Here is a 15153-nt window from a genome sequence, read left to right as displayed (position 1 = left end):
CGGCGCTGCGGCCGGGACCCGAAGGAACCACCTCCACCCAGGAAGCGACACCCTCATGGCCGATACCGACGAGCAGATGAAGCCCCGGCAGACGAAGCCCCAGCCCCAGGAGCCCGACCAGCAGCAGCCCGTTCCGGGCTCCGGGAAGAAGGGGCCGCGGTGGGGGCTGCGGCCGCGGCGGCGTCTTGGCCCCGTGCCCGCGTGGTGGCCGTTGCCCGCCTGCGCCCTGATCGGGCTGGCCGCGGGCGGGGCGTACGGAGTGCTCAAGGCACCCGAGTACGCCGCCACCAGTTACATCATCGCCGTACCCGACGACACCACCGACCCGGCCACCGCCCGCGGCTTCGCCCAGGCCTACGCCCGCATCGCCACGAGCAGCTCCACCCTGGCCTACGCCCAGCCCCGCGCCGGCATCGGCGCCCGGCAGCTGCGGACCCAGGTGCGGGCCGAGACCTCCCCCGAGTCCCCGATGATCGCCATCACCGGCACCTCGAAGAGCCCCGGCGGGGCCGCGGACATTGCCAACGCCGTCGCGGACGCCCTGTCCCTGAGCGGCAACCGGGCGGCCAAGAACACCGGTGTCCAGCTGCTGCTGTTCAACCAGGCCGTCGCGCCGACCGATCCCGTATCGCCCTCCGCCCCCGTCAGCGGGGCCGTCGGGATGTGCGCGGGCGGGCTGCTCGGCGGGCTGTGGCTGCTGGCCCGGCCCGCGGGACGGGTGCGGCGCGCCGAGCGCGGTGCACCGCTCGTGGAGGAGTACCCCTCACTGCCGGCCCAGGGTGAGCACGCCGGGACCGAGGAGAAGGAGTCCGCGCGATGAGTTCCGGCTCGCCCGTGGCCCTGTCGGTGACGCTGTGCCGTGATTCCCGCCAGTTCGCCGCGCTGGAAGAGCCGTGGAACCGGCTCGTCCGCTCCTGCGCCACCGCCACCCCCTTCCAGAGCCACGCCTGGCTGCACTCCTGGTGGCTGTCGTACGGGAAGGACGGCCGGCTGCGGATCGTCCTCGTGCGGCGCGGCGAGGAGCTGGTCGGCGCCGCCGCGCTGATGCTCGTACACCGGCCGCTGCCCCTGCTCGTACCGCTCGGCGGCTCCATCACCGACTACTTCGACGTGCTCGTCGCCGCGCCGTACGCCGACGAGGTCGTCCCGGCGCTGGCCCGCGGGCTGCACCGGGCCGCCCGCGGCGCGGTGGTGGACCTGCGCGAGGTCCGCCCCGGGGCCGCCGCCGAGGCGCTGTACGAGCAGTGGCCGGGCGTCCGCAGCAGGCTCACCGACTCCACCTGCATGGAACTGCCCGCGCTGCCCTTCGAGGAGCTGGTCAAACGGATGCCCGCCTCCGGCGGCCAGCGGGTGCGGGCCAAGCTCCGCAAGAGCGACGCGGCCGGGATCGAGGAGCGCGAGGTCACCGAGCAGGAGGTACCGCGCGCCGTACGGACCTTGCTGCGCCTGCACGAGAAGCAGTGGCGCGGGCGCGGGGTGACCCCCGAGCACCTGAGGCCCCGCTTCGCCGAGCACCTGACCCGGGCCACCCGGCGGATGGTGCGGGCCGGTGAGGGACGGCTGACGGAGTTCCGCCTCGACGGGAAGGTGGTGGCGGCCAACGTCACGCTGCTCTCGGCCGCTCTGAGCGGCGGATACCTCTACGGGGCCGACCCGGACCTGCGGTCCCGCAAGGTGGACGTGGCGACCCTGCTGCTGCGCCACGAGACCGCGCGGGCGCGCGCCGAGGGCCGCCCGGTGGTGAGCTTCCTGCGTGGCAACGAGCCGTACAAGAACCACTGGCGGCCCGAGACGGTCGTCAACCAGCGTTTCCTGCTGGCCACGACCGCGCTCGCGCCCCTGCTGCGCCTGCACGAGTCGCAGGTGACGGGGCGCGAGCGGGCGGTGGACGCGCTGCGGGAGGCGCTGCCGGCCGCCAGGGACTGGCGGGCGCGGCTGAACGAACTGCGCATCCGGTGAGGGCGCGCCCGGCGTCCTCAGAACGGCCAGAGGCCGGAGCCCTTGCCCCAGTTGAGCTGGACGCAGAGGGCCTGCTTGCCGAGCAGCTTGGACAGCCACTCCCCGAAGCTGACGGGCACGCACCACTGCCTGCTGTTGGCGGGCGGCGGGGTCGGTTGGGGTTTGGGCGGGGTCGGGGCCGGGACGGAGACCTCCGGGGCGGGCTCGCGGGTGGGTTCGGGTGTGGGTTCGGGTGCGGGGACCTGCGGGGTCGGGAGCTGCGGGGTGGGGACGAGCGGGCTGGGCGTCACCGGGAGCTCCGGCTCCGGCTCGGGGGCCACGGGCGAGGGCCCGGGCACCTGGGGGCTCGGCATCGCCGGCGTCGGGAGGACCGGAGTGGGGACCACGGGGGTCGGGAACACCGGCGTGGGCGCAACCGGGGTGGGCGCGGCCGGTGTGGGGAGGACCGGCGTGGGCGCGACCGGGGGCGTCGGAACCATCGGGGGCGTGGGGATCATCGGGGGCGTGGGGATCACCGGGCCGGGCCTCTCGGGCGTCAGCGCGTCCCGGAACACCTGCGAGGACCGCGGGTTCTGCTTGCACTGCCAGACACCGTGCGGACAGTAGTCGGTGATGGTGTGGTAGAGCGGCTTGTGCTGCTCGATCCACTTCAGCATGCGCCGTACGTACTCCGGGTTGTCACCGTGGCGGAAGAGCCCCCACTCCGGATACGAGATCTCCTTGCCGTGTGCTTTCGCGAAGTCGACGTGCTGCTGGAGCCCGTACGGCTGGGACACCTGCTCGTCGAAGGTGCGGCCGGGAGCCTGGTCGTACGAATCCATGCCGACGATGTCGACCACGTCGTCGCCCGGATAGCAGGAGGTCCAGCCGATCGCGTCGGTCCCCCTGCTGGGGGCGAAATCGAACTTGAACCGCTGTCCGGGCACCGCGCGCATCGTGTTGACGATCCGCTTCCAGTAGACCTTCCAGCCCTCCGGGTCCGGCCCGCAGCGATGCGTGTAGGTGGTGCCGTTCATCTCCCAGCCGAGCACGATCACGGTGTCCGGAACGCCCAGCGACACCAGCCGTTCCGCCAGCCGCGCGAAGTGCCGGTCGTACGCGCCCCGCGCGCCGGCCCCGATCAGCTCGGCGACCTCGTGATCGGGCAGCCGTTCCTCGTTGCGCTCCTGCATGGGCACGTTCAGTACGAACATCCGGTCCGGCTTCGCCCTGCGCCACCGGGCCCAGTTGCCGAGGAAGCCGACGTTGCCCTCGATGCCGGCCCACTGGTCACCGGGCAGGTAGGTGTGGCCGACCCGGATCTCCCGGCCGCCCAGCCAGCGCGACAGGTGCGGGATGCGGGCCACTCCGGGCGGGCCGTAGTGGAGGTAGGCGCCCATGGCGATGCCGGAGGAGGCCGGGGCCTCGTCCTCCTCGGGCGCCGCGATGGCGGCTCCGGTGACGAGCAGTCCGGCCGTGACCGTACCGGCGCAGGTGCTCGCCAGTCGGCGGCGTGGTCTGGGCATGGCGCCTCCCGAGCATTCCCGAACCGGTGTGCTTGCCCATGACGTTAGGCACCACATCTGATGAACGGCCTGTCCGGTGACCGCTGAGTAGGCCATTCGCAGCCGCGCATCACCCCTGCTTGGTCCGACTAGGTGAAAGACACCGCTTCCATGTACCCCTTCGCCTGCGACGTGCCCGCCGTCCTGCTCAGGCTCGACCGCAATCCGTTCCACCACGGAACCCTCGGCGCCGTCAGATCCCTCGGGCGCAAGGGCGTTGAGGTCCATGCCGTCGCCGAGGCCGGCGGAGGTCCCGTGGGCCGGTCGCGGTTTCTGCGGGCCGTGCATCCCGGGCCCGCCGGCGGGCTGGACCCCGAGGCGCCGGAGGCGCTGCTGGAGTGCCTGGCCGCGGTCTCGGAGCGGATCGGCCGGGCGGCCGTGCTCTTCGCCATGGACGATCTGAGCGCCATCGCCCTGGCGCGCGCCGCCCCGGGACTGACGGACCGTTTCCGGATGCCCCGTCAGCCGGACGGGCTGCCCGCCCGGGTGGCCGACAAAGCCGAGCTGTCGCGCCTGTGCGCGCGGTGGGACATCCCGCACCCGGAGACGGTGGTGCCGGCCGACGGGGCGGAGGCGGCCCGGGCGGCCTGGCACCTCGGGCTGCCCGTCATCGCCAAGTGGAGCCGGCCCTGGCTGCTGCCCGCCGGGGACGCCGGGCTGCGGAGCACCACGCTCCTGCACACCGGCGCCGAGGCCCGCCGACTGTACGAGCGCTCCGCCGAGGCCGGGAGCCGGCTGCTGCTCCAGCGGTTCCTGCCGGCAGGGCCGGACACCGACTGGTTCTTCCACGGCGCCTTCACCCGGGGCGGGCGGCCGCTGCTCGCCGGGTCGGGCCGCAAGGAGCTGTCCTGGCCGCTGCGGACGGGGCTGACCGCGGTGGGGCGCTGGCTGCCCGACCCGGCGGTGGAGGGGGCGGGGCTGCGGATCGCCGAAGGGCTCGGGTACCAGGGGATCCTGGACCTGGACTTCCGCCGGGACGAGGAGGGGCGCCCCCGGCTCGTGGACTTCAACCCCCGGCCGGGGGCGCAGTTCCGGCTGTTCACCGACGCGGCCGGGCTCGATGTCGTCCAGGCGACGTACCTCGACCTGACGGGCCAGCGGGTACCGCGTCCCTCGGGCGGGCCGGGCCGGGTCTTCCTCGCCGAGAACTACGCGGTGCTGGCGGCCGTACGCGGGCGGTCGCTGCCGCGCCTGCGCGCGGCGGCCCCGGCCGCCGGGACGGCGGCCGGGGCCGCTCCCGCGCGGCCCGGGCCCGTGCGGGCGCTGCCCACGCCGAAGCGGGAGCCGGTCGAGGCGGCCTGGTTCGCCGCCGACGACCTGATGCCGTTCCTCGCGATGCTGGCCGTCTTCCTGCGGCGGGGCGCGGGCAAGGCGGCGCGCGCCCTGCGTACGCTCCCCGCCCGGGGCCGCCGCCGTACGCCCCCCACGGCCGCCCGCCCGCCCCGTCAGCGCGGCGGGACCCTGCCCGCGCCCGCCGCCTCGCCGCAGACCCCGTCGGATCCGGACGGGCTGGTGCCACGCTGACCGCGCCGGCCGCCGCGCAGGGACGGCGGACGGCTCCCTCATTCGGCCCTTCCATGCGATTCGTGCACGGCGCGGGCTCCCCGGCGGGGAGACTGGTGGGAGGAGTCCGCAAGCGCCTCGGTGCCCGGGGCCCGCTGCCGGGCTCGACACGACCTGGGCGGGACCGGGCTGCGGCCGGGCATCCGAAGACGTATCCGCGGTGAGATCCGCGGTGAGAGGGGTCCGCGATGAGCGCGGAGCGAGCACAGGGCCGTGGCTGGGTGCGCATTCCGGCCAGCCGTGCGGAACAGTCCCCGGCGGCCAGGACCGCCGGATACGACCAGGGCCCCCCGTACCAGCCGTACCAGGCCCCGTACCAGGCGCCGTACGGGGGATCGGCCGGGCACGGGGCCGCCTACGGGGCCGGGTCCCCCGCCGACCACGCCACGATCTACGTCTCCCTCGTCAAGCGCTGGCGGGAGGCCGGACGCACCCTTCCGGGGCATCCTGACGAGGAGTGGGAGCGGCTCATCTCCCAGCCGTGCTGGCCCGGCCTTTAGGTGGTGTGTCTCTTTGGCAGCGGCGGAGCGCGACAGACCCGAGCACGCCCGCAAGGGGCCCGTGACCGGCCCCGGGGAGCGGCTCGCGCTGAACGGCATGGGCAGCTTCGAGTGGGACCTGGGCGCCGGGACGCTGGAACTGGACGAGGCGGGGATGGCCGTCTTCGACCTGGAGCCCGAGGAGTTCGACGGCACCCCCGAGGGCCTCGGCCTGCGGATCCCGGCCGAGGACGGCGCGCGCCTGAGAGAGACCGCCATGGCGGCCCTGGACAGCGGCGGAGAGACGTACGGCTCGTACTTCACGGTGCAGCGGCGCGACGGCCGCGACCAGTGGACGCACACCCAGGGCCGGGTGATCCGCGACGACGACGGACGCGCCCAACGGATCGTCGGCATCGTGCGGGACGCGACGGCGGAGCTCGCCCACGCCACGCTGCTGCGCAGGCTGGAGGCGGCGCGGGCCCAGCAGACGACCATCGTGCAGCGGACCACGGAGGCCCTGTCGCGGGCGGTGACCGTCGACGACGTCACGGCCGCGCTGACCGGGGCGGGGGCCCTGGAGCGGCTCGGCGCGGACGGGCTGGCGCTGGGGCTGGTCGAGGGCGACACCATCAAGATGATCGCGGTGAGCGGGGAGACCCTGGAGATCCTCAGCGAGCGCGACCTCGCCCGTCTCGACGGTTCGCTGCCGTTGTCCCAGACGGTACTGACCAGGCAGGCGCGTTTCGTCACCTCGCTCTCCGCGCTGGGCGAGGAGTTCCCGCTGCTCAGCGACTACCTGAACCGCATCCAGTACGACGCGGCCGCCTACCTGCCGCTGATCGCGCAGGCCAAGGCGATCGGCGGCCTGGTCCTCTTCTACCGCCGGCGCAGTGAGTTCAGCCCGGAGGAGCGCAACCTCTGCCTGGGACTCGCGGGCATCGTCGCCCAGTCCCTCCAGCGGGCGCTCCTCTTCGACCAGGAGCGGGAGTTCGCCACCGGGCTGCAGGCCGCCATGCTCCCGCGCCGGATCCCGGAGATCAGCGGAGGGGAGATCGCGGTCCGCTACCACTCCGCCTGGAGCGGACGGGAGGTCGGCGGCGACTGGTACGACGTGATCTCGCTACCCCGCGACCGCGTCGGCATCGTGGTCGGCGACGTCCAGGGCCACGACACGCACGCGGCGGCCATCATGGGCCAGCTGCGCATCGCGCTGCGGGCGTACGCGGGGGAGGGCCATCCGCCGTCCACCGTGCTGGCCCGGGCCTCGCGGTTCCTGGCCGAACTGGACACCGAACGCTTCGCGACCTGCATGTACGCGCAGGTGGACCTGGAGACCGGAGGCGTACGGGCGGTCCGCGCGGGGCACCTCGGCCCGCTGATCCGCCATACCGACGGGCGCACGGGCTGGCCCAACGTGCGCGGCGGCCTGCCGCTCGGTCTGGCCTCCGTCTTCGAGCAGGAGGAATTCCCCGAGACCCGGCTCGACCTGGTCCCCGGGGAGATCCTCGTGCTGTGCACGGACGGACTGGTCGAGGAACCGGGGACGGCCATCACCCAGGGCATGGAGGCGCTCGCCCACGCGGTCCGCAGCGGCCCGCAGGAGGCCGGGGCGCTGGCCGACCACCTCTCGGACCGGCTCTGGGAGCGCTGGGGTTCGGGTGACGACGTGGCCCTGCTGGTGCTGCGCCGGGCCCCCGACCCGGGCACCCACCGGGCGCCGCGCATCCACCAGTACATCCACCAGGCGGATCCGGAGGGGCTCTCCGAGGCCCGCTACGCCCTGCGTCAGGCCCTGCGCGACTGGGGCATGCCGGAGCTCGCCGACGACGTGGAGCTGGCTGCCGGGGAACTGCTCGTCAACGCCCTGCTGCACACGGACGGCGGGGCGGTGCTGACGATGGAGGTACTGCCCGAGCCGGTCCGGCGGATCCGGCTGTGGGTCAAGGACCGCTCCAGCGTGTGGCCCCGGCGGCGCACCCCGGGGGAGTCGGCCACCACGGGGCGCGGGCTGCTGCTGGTGGACGCACTGGCCACGCACTGGGGGGTCGAGTCGCGGGGCGAGGGCAAGGCCGTCTGGTGCGAGTTCCACGCCGCGGGCGCACCTGCCAACGGGGAGTGACGGGGGATCACGCCGAGTTGTGGGGCGCCCGCGGTGGGGTGATGATGCGGGCTATGGAACGGACAGCTTCGCAGCGGATCCCGCCGTGCGCGCCCTGAGCAGGGGTGCCGCGATGGCCCTCGCGGCACTTCTCCTGCTGGCGGCATCCGTGCCCACGGTCGTGGACTGGACGCCGTTCCCGGGACGGCCGCATGATGACCCGGGGTGCCAGTCCGTGGCTTTCATGTCGATGACCGGCGTGGCGCCCGAGTGCCACTGAGGCGCCGGTGGCCCTTGGCCTGCGGGTGGCGCCGAGCCCCCGGTGCCGGCGGCGGCGGCTACCGGGCGGGGCAGCGCGAGGGCCTCGTGCCGCTCAGCGGTGGTCGATCAGCTCGATCTCCTGACTGTGCTCCGCGAGGTGGACGACGGACAGGGACACGGGCACGATGCCGGCGCCCTGGCGGCGGGTCTCCGTCAGCTGGACCTCGGCCACGGCCCGGCCCGCGGTGATGCCCGGCGTGTAGCGGAGCGAGGCGGTGCTGGACCACTCGTGGTACTGGCCGTCGCAGACCGCGGTCTCGCCGCTGATGCCCAGCCGGGTGCTTCCCTGGCGGAGCCCCGCGGCGATGTGGACCGCTCCGACGGGTGACGTGCTGTGGCAGCGGTAGGTGCCGGAAAGGGTGACGGCGCCGTCCTTTGAGATATGGGCTTCCTTCTGTACGGAAATCTCATTGCCGAACGCACCGGCGGATGCGGGGGCATTGAATACGGCGGTCAGGGCAAGGGCGGACAGTGCCGCCGCGGTGAGAGCGCGTCCGGAAATGCGCATGGTTCCTCCTACTGGATGTACTGGATGGCTGGTGGGTGGGTGGTGGATGGCTGCGGATGGGGGTACTGATCCGCCCCAACGAATTGTGCTGCGGCACGGCGGCCGGCACCTCGCTCCGTGTGCTCGTGTCGGTGTGGTTGTGCCGGTGTGGTCGTGTCGGGGAGGCGGGGACTCGTACGGGGCATACGGGGCGCCGGGACTCGGCTGGAGCACGGCGGCGCACGAGGGCGCACGACGGCGGGGCCGGTGGCCTCCGGTGGTGAACGGGGGTGCCCGGTGGCTGAGCGAGGACCGGCAAAACACGAATCTTTCGATTCCGCCGCGTCCGTGAGCGGGCGGCGAACGCGGCCCGTTCGAAATTCCGGGAAAACCGCCTCCGGGGCGGCTCCCCTTCCGGGACGGGAACAGGCGGGCGAATTCCGGAGTGGGATGCCGGGATGTATAGCCCGCTCGGGTGAAACGCCGTGAAAGCCCCGGGGGAGAGAGCACTAGGGTGCGCGCATGACTTCTACTCAAGCCGATATCGACCGGTCGCAGCTCGGCACCCTTTCGGTGCTCGCCTGGATCGGCGACCCCTCCGAGGCCCATGACATCCCGTACCTCCTCGCCTACACCCTCGGTGACGGCCCGCAGGGCAGGGAGGCCGGAGAGGCGGCCGCGCGCGGGCTGCTGGAGGAGATCGGCCTGCCCATCGGCGACGTCGTCATGGACGGCACCCGCAACCCGGCCGCCTTCCCGGTGCAGATCCTCCTGGAGGGCAACCAGATCGCGCTCACGCTGCCCGGTATGAACGCGAAGTGCATCGCGCCGGACGAGTGGGTGGCCGCGGCGGACGAGAGCGGGCAGGCGTACTTCCTCTTCGCCACGCGCGCCTGGCCCGAGGCGGTTCCGGGCCAGCCGGTGGACGCGAAGACACTGCAGGAGTTCGCGGGCGACGAGTCGGTGCTCATCAGCAGCGCCCACTGCGTCCTCGCCGTGCGGCGCCTGCAGAAGTAGCCGCCGGGCGTGATTCGCGCAGCGCGCGCTCCGGCCGCCGGGCTCCCAGCCCGCCCGGTGGCCGGTTCCGCGTACGTACGGGGCAGAGCGGGGCCGCTTGGCCGTACGAGGCGGGGCGTAGGGCGTGCGGTGCGCGTTACGGGCGGCGTTCGAAGGCGAACTTCAGGGACCGGACCCGGTTGTCGAAGTTCGACCCCGCCAGATCCGGCAGGCCGGTCGCGCGCAGCCCGACCGGACGGGTCAGCAACTCGCGGAAGAGGGCCTTCATTTCCACGCGTGCCAGGTGCGCGCCCAGGCAGAAGTGGGGCCCGCCGCCACCGAATCCCAGGTGCGGATTGGGTGAGCGGGTGATGTCGAAGGCGTCGGGCTCCGGGAACACCGCCTCGTCGCGGTTGGCCGAGGCGTAGTACAGCACCACCTTCTCGCCCGGCTGGAACACGTGCCCGTCCAGGGTGTGTTCGGCGGCCACCGTCCGGCGGAACTGAATGATCGGCGTCGAGTGCCGGATCATCTCGTCCACCGCGCCGTCCGCGTACCGCTCGAAGTCGGACAGCAGCAGGTCGCGTTGGGCGGGATGGTCGGTGAGCAGCGTCAGCCCGTGGGTGATGGCGTTGCGGGTGGTCTCCACCCCGGCGACCATCAACAGCGAGAAGAACGCCCCCAACTGCCGTGCGCCGAGGGCCTGGCCGTCGACGTTCGCGCACACCAGCGCCGAGATCAGGTCGTCGGTCGGGTTCTTGCGGCGCTCCCGCCCGATGCCCGCGACCATCCGCTGCATGCGCGCCAGGGCCCGCAGCCCGCGCCCGGGCATCCGCAGCCGGGCGGCCAGGCCGCGCTCCACGCCGATGTTCTCGGAGGCGTGGTTGACGCGGTCGGCGATCTCCGCCCGGTAGCGCTCCGGAATGCCCATCATGTTGCAGATGACCTCAAGGGGCAGCCGGGAGGCCACCGCCGAGACGAACTCGTCGGGGCGCGCCTCCAGCACGTCGTCCACGATCCGGGCGGCCACCGCGTGGATGTCCGCCTCGGCGGCCGCCAGCAGCCGGGGGGTGAAGGCCCGTTGCACGATCTTGCGCAGCTGGGCGTGGTCGGCGCCGTCCAGGTTGACCATCGAGTCCCCGAACAGGGCGCGTACCCAGCGGGGCGGCTCGGGGGTGGTCACCCCGGGCGCGCTCGCGAAGACCTTCGGGAGCCGGCTGGCCTCCTGCACGTGCGCGTGGCGTACGAGGGCCCAGTGGCCGCCGGTCCCTTCGGGCACGAAGACGGGCGCGGGCAGGGCGCGCAGCCGGGCGAAGGCGGCGAGGCGGTCAGCGGGAGGCCGCTGCCAGAATGCCGGATCGGCCAGTTCCCGCCCGGGGGCGGAACCGGTGCCGTGCCGTTGTGCCGGTAGAGCCATGGGGTGCCTCTGCTTCCTCTTACGCCGTGCCGTGTCGCTGGGCGCTGTGCCCGTGCCTGTGCCGCTGCGCTGCCGCGCTGAAGAACGGGCGCGGGGCCGCCGGAGTGACGGCCCAGCCCCCGCCCGGCACCTCAATCGCCAGCGGGGCTGGGCGTTCGCCTCCAATCCCCGGTCAGCTGGAGGTGCGCTTCACCTGAGGCCGGAGGGCGGGCCTGCACTCGGCTAGGGCGGCAAGCGTGCCTCAAGCACCGGCTGCGCTGGAGGTGCGGCTCAAGGTCGGTAAGGCTGGAAACGCGCTTCGAATCACCGGCCAGCTGGAGGTGCGGCTCAATCAGCGGAGGGTTGGACGTGCGCCTCAGCGCTGGTGGGGGCCGGAGGTGGGCTTCGGCGTTGGTAGGGCGGCATGCGTGCCTCAATCGCCCACTGACCTGGAGGTGCCCTTCATCACCGGGGGGGGGCTGGAGGGGTGTCTCGTGATTCGCCGGCGTGGAGGTGGTGGCGGGGCCTTCAGCGGGGCGGGGGGTGGGGGAGGGGTGGACGTACTCTGGAGGCATGAGCACCGCCCCTGACTCCGACCCGCAGCCTTCGCAGACCGGCGCCCCCCCGGTGCCCGCGCCGACGAGGCCTCGGCCGAAGCCCAAGCTGGTCTTCGACGACCCCCTGGACCAGCAGTCCTCGGACGATACCGACCGCGGCTGGGGCGAGCGGCCCGCCGCCGGTGGCAGCGCGGGCGACCTGGCGCGGTTCCTGGACGAGAAGCCCCCGCATCACATCTGACCGGCCGGGGCCCGTCGGCGCCACACCGACTTTGCGTCCTCTCACGGCAGCCGCGTCAAGTCAGTCGCACATGCGGCCTACCCAGCTAGTGCTGTGACCGGAAACGATCAGCGGGTCGGTGCCGACTCCCGTTCGGGCCGCTGCGGCGATCCACCGTCGCCACTCCAACCACCCAACCACCCTGTCTAGGCCCCCAGTCGCACCGCTGCCTGCGCTGGCGCAACCAGACTCCGCCACACCGCCACACCGCCGCCTGGCCGCCCAGCGGCGCGAACGCGCCCGTGTCCGCAGGGAGAGGGACATCTGTGGAGTGGCCGCCCACTGGCAGTAGCGGCCTGGGCACCACCGCCGTGGCGGTCTACTCGGCCAACTCCTCGGCCCTCTCCTCGGGAGAAAGACGGGTCATCTTCTGGCCCGCTTCAGTCTCCACCAATGTCACTGCGCCGCTCCAGTCTCCGTCAACCGGATACTCCCAGTTGGCCGTGTCTTCCAGGACCGCCGGAACCTGATCAGGAGGCACTAGCTCCCCGAGCTGGCAGCCCTTCTCCCCTGACGGTGACGTCCACGGCGCGATGCGACGAACCTCGATCCATCCACGATCGATGAGAGTGAGCAAGATCCCTGCCAGCTCGTTGACCGGCCGGGACTGATCGGCATCGTCGAGATCGCCCCAGACACCGGCCAGGATGTCGATCTCGAACGCGTTGATCATGAATGCTTGCTCGGCCTTGGTCAGCGCCTGCCACTCACGCTTGCTCATTCACCGATCATCGCAGGGTGCCCCGGTGATCATTTCCGGTCAGAGCTCTAGAGCGCGTCGCGCGCAGGCGCAGGCGTCGGCGCCTTGGTGGTGCCGGTGCGCTGCGCGACCAGGTTGTCGCGGATCTCCTTGAGGACCTCCAGCTCGGTGATCTCCACGGTCTCCTTGGCGCCTTCCTTGGCCTTGCGGCGGCTCTCCACCTTCGCGAGGTACTTCGCCATCGGCAGCACCATCAGGAAGTAGACGACCGCCGCGGTGATCAGGAAGGTCAGCGTGGCGTTGAGGACCGATCCCCACAGGATGTTGACACCCGTCGGCTCGCCCTGGGCGTTGACGCCGCAGGGCGCCTTCAGGCACGAGGAGTAGACGTCCAGGTTCTTCGTGCCGATGGCGCCCACCACCGGTCCGATGATGCCCTTCACCACCGCGTTCACGATGTTCGTGAACGCGGCGCCGATGACCACGGCCACCGCCAGGTCCACCACGTTGCCGCGCATCAGGAAGGCCTTGAAGCCCGCCAGGACGCTCTCCTTGTTGTTCTCGCTCACCACTGAGCCCTTCTTCACGGATACCAAATACGGAGCCAACGGGTCCGAAAGCTACGGCAGTCCGGGCCCGGTCTGTCCAATCGGTGCCCACTTCGATGTGACTTGACCGCTCGCGCGTGCGATTCAGCACAACGTCACCGCCAGCCGCGTCATGGCTCCCGCTCCCACGAGATCCCGCGCGGTGTCCCGGGGCACGGACAGGACCACCAGCGCCCCACCGTCCCCGGCACCTTGGTCGGGGTCGGGTACTTCGGCAACACGGGCGCCCACCGCCACCACCCGGGGCGGCCCAGCCCGCTCCGCCGCTACCACGTCGACCCGGTCCCCGGGCCGCAGCAGCCGCACCGCTCCCGCGTCCGCGATGCGCACCGGGGCGGACACCAACCGCACGGCGGCGGGCGGAGGTTTCACCTCCGGGGGTGCGGAACCCCGCGAGGCCCGCGCCTCCGTGCCGCCCACCGCCAGCGCCGCCGCCACGACGGCCAGCCCGGCCGATGCGGCCCGGCGCCGGCGCTGAACCGCCCTGCGCAGCCGGTCCCCGCTCCGGCCCACCCGCAGCGGCGGGAACAGCGGGACCGGGCGCGCGGGAGGACACGGGGAAGGGAGCGCAGGCGCCGATGGCACGGAGCAGGCCGAGGAGATCGGCGGCTCCGAGGTCACTGAGCAGGCCCAAGAAGTTCCGGACATGACGAGCACCACCAACTGAGTGAGTTCCGGTGTCCGGACCCGGCGTCCGGACACCCCTCACGATCCGCCGTCCCCCGGAATCCCGTCGCGCCCTGTGGACGATCCCCGGCTTGTGGACAACCTCGTCGCCCGAACGAGCGGCCGGGGCCTCGGACGCACCCCCCGGCCGCCGCGCCAGCGTGCTACGGCAGGTCGATGCCGAGGTCCCAGCCGTCGTGCGCGTGGGTGCACAGGCAGGCGCGCGACTCCGTGGTCGGCAGGGCGGCCACCGCGTCGAAGAGGACCTCGCGCAGCCGGCCGACGTTCTCGCCGAAGACCCGGAGCACCTCCGTGTGCGACACGCCCTCGCCCGTCTCCGCGCCCGCGTCGAGATCGGTGACCAGCGCCAGCGAGGTGTAGCAGAGCCCCAGCTCACGGGCGAGGACCGCCTCCGGGTGGCCCGTCATGCCGACGACCGACCAGCCGGCCGCCGCGTGCCAGCGCGACTCGGCGCGCGTCGAGAAGCGCGGGCCCTCGATGACGACCATGGTGCCGCCGTCCACCGGCTCCCAGTTCCGGCCCCGCGCCGCCGCCAGGGCGACCTCCCGGCCCACCGGGCAGTAAGGGTCCGCGAAGGTGGTGTGCACGACGTTCGGGACGCTGCCGTCGGGGAGGGGTTCACCGTCGAAGAAGGTCTGGGCGCGGGACTTCGTACGGTCGACCAGCTGGTCGGGCACCAGCAGTGTGCCCGGCCCGTACTCCGGTCGCAGGCCGCCGACCGCGCACGGGCCCAGCACCTGGCGGACGCCGATCGAGCGCAGGGCCCACAGGTTGGCCCGGTAGTTGATCTTGTGCGGGGGGACGGTATGGCTGCGACCGTGCCGGGGCAGGAAAGCCACCTGGCGCCCGGCGAGCTCGCCGAGGTAGAGGGAGTCGCTCGGGGGCCCGTACGGAGTCTCCACCTGGATCTCGGAGACGTCCTCCAGGAAGGAGTAGAAGCCCGAGCCGCCGATGACACCGATCTCTGCGTTCGCCATGCCGCTCACCCTAACCGGGCATGCGTCAGGCCCCACTGGCCGGGGAAGGGCAGTGGGGCCTGACGGCGGACGATCAAACGCGCCGGACCCGTCGGACGGGTGTGGGACCCGGTGTGCGACCGGGTACGGGACCGGTCAGGCAGCCGAGCTGGAGCTGCTGCTCGTGCTCGACGCCGCCGTGGACGACGAAGACGCGGCGGCCGGGGCCGCAGCGGTCGCCGTCGTGGACGACGGGGCAGAGGCCGGCTTCGAGGCAGGCGTGCTGCTCGACGAAGAGCCACGGCTGTCGTTCCGGTAGAAACCGGAGCCCTTGAAGACGATGCCGACCGCGGAGAACACCTTCTTCAGGCGTCCGTCGCAGCTCGGGCACACGGTCAGTGCGTCATCGGTGAACTTCTGCACGGCCTCAAGGCCCTCACCGCACTCGGTGCACTGGTACTGGTAGGTCGGCACGAATTTCCTCCTGGCACTCTCACTCAATGAGTGCTAACGACGCTC

General features: G+C 72.7%; 15 protein-coding genes. 7 read left to right on the top strand and 8 right to left on the bottom strand.

The annotated features are described in order from the left end of the window. Nucleotides 1-55 precede the first annotated feature (55 nt). Together ACWDX7_RS17620 and ACWDX7_RS17615 are read left to right on the top strand one after the other, a co-directional pair. Nucleotides 56-820, top strand: coding sequence for a lipopolysaccharide biosynthesis protein (locus ACWDX7_RS17620; RefSeq protein ID WP_451490967.1), 765 nt, complete (start codon nucleotides 56-58; stop codon nucleotides 818-820). After that, nucleotides 817-1959, top strand: coding sequence for a GNAT family N-acetyltransferase (locus tag ACWDX7_RS17615; RefSeq protein ID WP_451490966.1), 1143 nt, complete (start codon nucleotides 817-819; stop codon nucleotides 1957-1959). The genes ACWDX7_RS17620 and ACWDX7_RS17615 overlap by 4 nt, the downstream gene beginning before the upstream one ends. A gap of 17 nt (nucleotides 1960-1976) precedes the next feature. Here ACWDX7_RS17615 and ACWDX7_RS17610 read toward each other — a convergent pair whose 3' ends face one another. Continuing rightward, entirely contained in the window at nucleotides 1977-3464 is a 1488-nt protein-coding gene (locus ACWDX7_RS17610) for a glycosyl hydrolase (RefSeq protein ID WP_451490965.1), read from the bottom strand. A gap of 150 nt (nucleotides 3465-3614) precedes the next feature. Here ACWDX7_RS17610 and ACWDX7_RS17605 point away from each other — a divergent pair, with 150 nt between their 5' ends. The 3 genes from ACWDX7_RS17605 to ACWDX7_RS17595 all read left to right on the top strand — a co-directional run bounded on the left by ACWDX7_RS17605 (nucleotide 3615) and on the right by ACWDX7_RS17595 (nucleotide 7667). Continuing rightward, nucleotides 3615-5027 (top strand): carboxylate--amine ligase, encoded by a 1413-nt coding sequence (locus ACWDX7_RS17605; RefSeq protein ID WP_451490964.1) that lies wholly within the window; start codon nucleotides 3615-3617, stop codon nucleotides 5025-5027. Between the two features lie 227 nt (nucleotides 5028-5254). Next, on the top strand, nucleotides 5255-5566 hold the full coding sequence (locus ACWDX7_RS17600; RefSeq protein ID WP_451490963.1) for a hypothetical protein: 312 nt from the start codon (nucleotides 5255-5257) through the stop codon (nucleotides 5564-5566). 97 nt (nucleotides 5567-5663) lie between these two features. Further along, the gene (locus tag ACWDX7_RS17595; RefSeq protein ID WP_451491058.1) at nucleotides 5664-7667 is read left to right on the top strand and encodes a SpoIIE family protein phosphatase; all 2004 of its coding nucleotides are present in this window, start codon (nucleotides 5664-5666) and stop codon (nucleotides 7665-7667) included. Nucleotides 7668-8019: 352 nt separating this feature from the next. Here the strand turns inward: ACWDX7_RS17595 and ACWDX7_RS17590 are convergent, their stop codons facing one another. Further along, nucleotides 8020-8475: a DUF6299 family protein gene (locus ACWDX7_RS17590; RefSeq protein WP_451490962.1), complete on the bottom strand. Its 456-nt coding sequence runs from the start codon at nucleotides 8473-8475 to the stop codon at nucleotides 8020-8022. Nucleotides 8476-8976: 501 nt separating this feature from the next. Between ACWDX7_RS17590 and ACWDX7_RS17585 the strand changes: the two genes are divergently transcribed. Beyond that, nucleotides 8977-9471 (top strand): DUF5949 family protein, encoded by a 495-nt coding sequence (locus ACWDX7_RS17585; RefSeq protein ID WP_451490961.1) that lies wholly within the window; start codon nucleotides 8977-8979, stop codon nucleotides 9469-9471. Between the two features lie 136 nt (nucleotides 9472-9607). On the opposite strand, the gene ACWDX7_RS17580 is transcribed toward ACWDX7_RS17585, so the two are convergent. After that, complete coding sequence (locus ACWDX7_RS17580; protein ID WP_451490960.1) at nucleotides 9608-10867, bottom strand: cytochrome P450; 1260 nt, start codon at nucleotides 10865-10867, stop codon at nucleotides 9608-9610. A 552-nt stretch (nucleotides 10868-11419) separates the two neighbouring features. Here ACWDX7_RS17580 and ACWDX7_RS17575 point away from each other — a divergent pair. Then, a complete protein-coding gene (locus ACWDX7_RS17575; protein ID WP_451490959.1) occupies nucleotides 11420-11644 on the top strand; it encodes a hypothetical protein in 225 nt (74 codons plus the stop codon). Nucleotides 11645-12002: 358 nt separating this feature from the next. On the opposite strand, the gene ACWDX7_RS17570 is transcribed toward ACWDX7_RS17575, so the two are convergent. The 5 genes from ACWDX7_RS17570 to ACWDX7_RS17550 all read right to left on the bottom strand — a co-directional run bounded on the left by ACWDX7_RS17570 (nucleotide 12003) and on the right by ACWDX7_RS17550 (nucleotide 15108). Beyond that, a complete protein-coding gene (locus tag ACWDX7_RS17570; RefSeq protein ID WP_451490958.1) occupies nucleotides 12003-12404 on the bottom strand; it encodes a hypothetical protein in 402 nt (133 codons plus the stop codon). 47 nt (nucleotides 12405-12451) lie between these two features. Beyond that, on the bottom strand, nucleotides 12452-12952 hold the full coding sequence (gene mscL, locus ACWDX7_RS17565; RefSeq protein ID WP_451490957.1) for a large conductance mechanosensitive channel protein MscL: 501 nt from the start codon (nucleotides 12950-12952) through the stop codon (nucleotides 12452-12454). Between the two features lie 123 nt (nucleotides 12953-13075). Beyond that, nucleotides 13076-13639, bottom strand: a complete 564-nt coding sequence (locus ACWDX7_RS17560) for a hypothetical protein (protein ID WP_451490956.1) — start codon at nucleotides 13637-13639, stop codon at nucleotides 13076-13078. 182 nt (nucleotides 13640-13821) lie between these two features. Further along, the gene (locus ACWDX7_RS17555; protein ID WP_451490955.1) at nucleotides 13822-14655 is read right to left on the bottom strand and encodes an S-methyl-5'-thioadenosine phosphorylase; all 834 of its coding nucleotides are present in this window, start codon (nucleotides 14653-14655) and stop codon (nucleotides 13822-13824) included. Between the two features lie 135 nt (nucleotides 14656-14790). Further along, nucleotides 14791-15108, bottom strand: a complete 318-nt coding sequence (locus ACWDX7_RS17550; protein WP_451490954.1) for an FmdB family zinc ribbon protein — start codon at nucleotides 15106-15108, stop codon at nucleotides 14791-14793. Nucleotides 15109-15153 lie beyond the last annotated feature (45 nt).

Source organism: Streptomyces sp. NPDC003034 (assembly GCF_053591375.1).
Note: the sequence above shows the minus strand (reverse complement) of the source record. Positions and strands in the feature narration are given on the sequence as shown.